A 2,582-nucleotide genomic window follows, 5' to 3' on the forward strand; every position below is an offset into this window, starting at 1 on the left:
TCGTCACCTCGGTCGGCCCATAGGCATTGAACATCCGCCGCCCGGGGGCCCACGCGGCCACCAACTCAGCCGGGCACGCCTCGCCACCGGTCACCAGCGTGTCCAGCCCATCGATCTGGGCCGGGTCCAGCGTCGCCAGAACCGTCGGGGTGATCAATGCCGCATCGACGCGCTGTCCCGCCAGTACCTCGGCCAATGCGTCGCCGGCGTAGGAATCCGGCGGGGCAACCACCAGTGCCGCACCCGAGGACACCGCCCATAACCATTCGAAGACCGAGGCATCGAACGTCGGCGCGGCCACCATCAGCACCCGAGCCCCCGGCGTCACACCGAACAACTCACGATGAGCTGCAGCCACTCCCAGAACACCGGCATGGCTGATCGCCACACCCTTCGGAGTCCCGGTGGATCCCGACGTGAAGATCACATATGCCGCATCGTCAATGCTCAAGGGCGACAGCCGATCCGAATCCGTCACAGGATCGCCGCTGTGTACTGACAGATCAACGACATCGAGCGGAACCACCAGGCGGCTACCGGTCCCCTCGACCGCACCGGTGCCACAGGTGAGGACGCAGACGGCCTCGGCGGCGTCCAGCACCGTGGAAACCCGTTCGGCCGGATGGCCCGGATCAACCGGTACGTACACTCCGCCGGCCTTGAGCACCGCCCACCACGCGATCACCAAGTCCGCGCAGCGACCCATCGCCACACCGACGGCGCGCTCAGGACCCACCCCGGCCTCGATCAACGCCCGGGCCAATCGGTTGGAGGCTTCATCCAACTCTCGATAAGACAGCTCGCGGGCGCCATCTACCACCGCAACGGCCTCTGGATTCGCAGCCACCGCTGCAGCCAGCAACTCCGGGGCCAATCCCACCGGGCGGCTTACCTCTGCGCCGGACCACTTGTGCAGCAACAGATCTTGCTCGTCGAGATCCAGCAGGCCGACCTCACCGACGACCACCGATGAGTCGGCAACCACGGCCTCGACGACGCGACCGAACCAACCCACCAAGCGCTCGACACTGGATCGGTCATACAGATCGGTGGCATAGGCGACCGTGCCTGCCGCCATCAGCGCACCGCGGCCTTCGGGCGGCACTGCGTGCAGATCGAACAGTGCACTCGCATCCCCGCTGGACAGTTCACGCAGGTCGAATTCGAGGTCGAAACGGGCGGTACGGATGTCGGCGGACACCGGTTCGACGTCGAGCTCGTCGAGCTGGATCTCGGGGCGCACATTGTTCTGGAAGGCCAAGGCGACCTGGAACAGCGGATGGTGCGAGGTGGACCGGGTCGGGTTGAGCCGCTCGACCAGGAGCTCGAACGGCACATCCTGGTTGGCGTAGGCATCCAGCGCCTTCTGCCGCACCTGGTCGAGCACGTCGCTGAACTGCGACGCGGAGTCAACGCCGACGCGGAGCACCCAGGTGTTGACGAAGAAGCCGACCAGCTCATCTAGCGCCTGGTCCATCCGTCCGGCGATCGGGGTGCCCAGTGCGATGTCCTCACCGACACCGGCGCGGTGCAGCGCCACGGCCATCGCGGCCTGCAACACCATCGATACGGTCGCGTTGTGCGCGGCCGCCACGGCCTTGAGTCCGGCCCATGACTCGGGGTCGATACGCAGGTCGACCGCGTCGCCGCGGTAGCTCGGCACGGGAGGACGCGGCCGATCTGCGGGAAGCGAAACGACCTCGGGCAGGTCCGCGAGTTCCCGCCGCCAATATCCCAGCTGGTTGGCGAGCACGCTGTCGGGATCAGTTTCCGACCCCAGCCAGTCCTGCTGCCACAAGGTGTAGTCGGCGTACTGGACAGGCAGTGGTGTCCAATCGGGTTCCTGACCGAGGTTCCGCGACCGATAGGCCTCGCCTACATCCCGGGCCATGGGTGCCATCGACCATCCGTCGAAGGCGATGTGATGCAGGACGATTCCCAGGACGTACTGTTCGGGGCCGACGGAGTAGATCTGGGCCCGGATCGGAATCTCACCGGCCAGGTCGAAGGTGTAGCCCGCCAGCGAGATCAGCTCGCCGATCAGATTGTCTTCCGTCACCGGCACCATCGCCGGGCCCCCGCGCCGCCACAGCCCCGGTTCGGCAGGCAGAACCTTTTGTGAGGGCACACCGTCGATGGCGGGGAACACCGTGCGCAGCGACTCGTGACGGGTGATCACGTCATCGAGCGCCGCATCGAGCGCGTCGACATCCAACGCGCCGTTGATCCGGAACGCGATCGGCATGTTGTAAGTCGACGCGCCGTCCTCGAACCGATTGAGGAACCACATCCGGTTCTGTGCGAAGGACAACGGGACCAGGGCAGGACGCTCGGCCGCAGCCAAGGGTGCACGCCGGTCCGAATCCTCGCCGACATGCGGTGCCAACTGCGCGACCGTCGGCGCGTCGAACAACGTGCGTACCGCCAGTCCGGCATCCAAATCGGTATTGACTGCGGCGACCACCCGCATCGCGAGAATGCTGTCGCCGCCGAGGTCGAAGAAGGAGTCGTCGATGCCGACCCGTTCCAACCCGAGGACCTGGGCGTAGATACCCGCCAGGATTTCCTCGGTAGCCGTGCTC

Annotated in this window: 1 protein-coding gene; it reads right to left on the bottom strand. The window is 66.2% G+C overall.

Annotated features, from left to right (window positions below; translation table 11 throughout):
• On the bottom strand, positions 1-2,582 hold a 2,582-nt coding region (locus AC4ELS_RS17090; RefSeq protein ID WP_499048290.1), incomplete at both ends, for a condensation domain-containing protein.

The sequence above is a fragment of the Mycobacterium shunyiense genome (genome assembly GCF_058270035.1).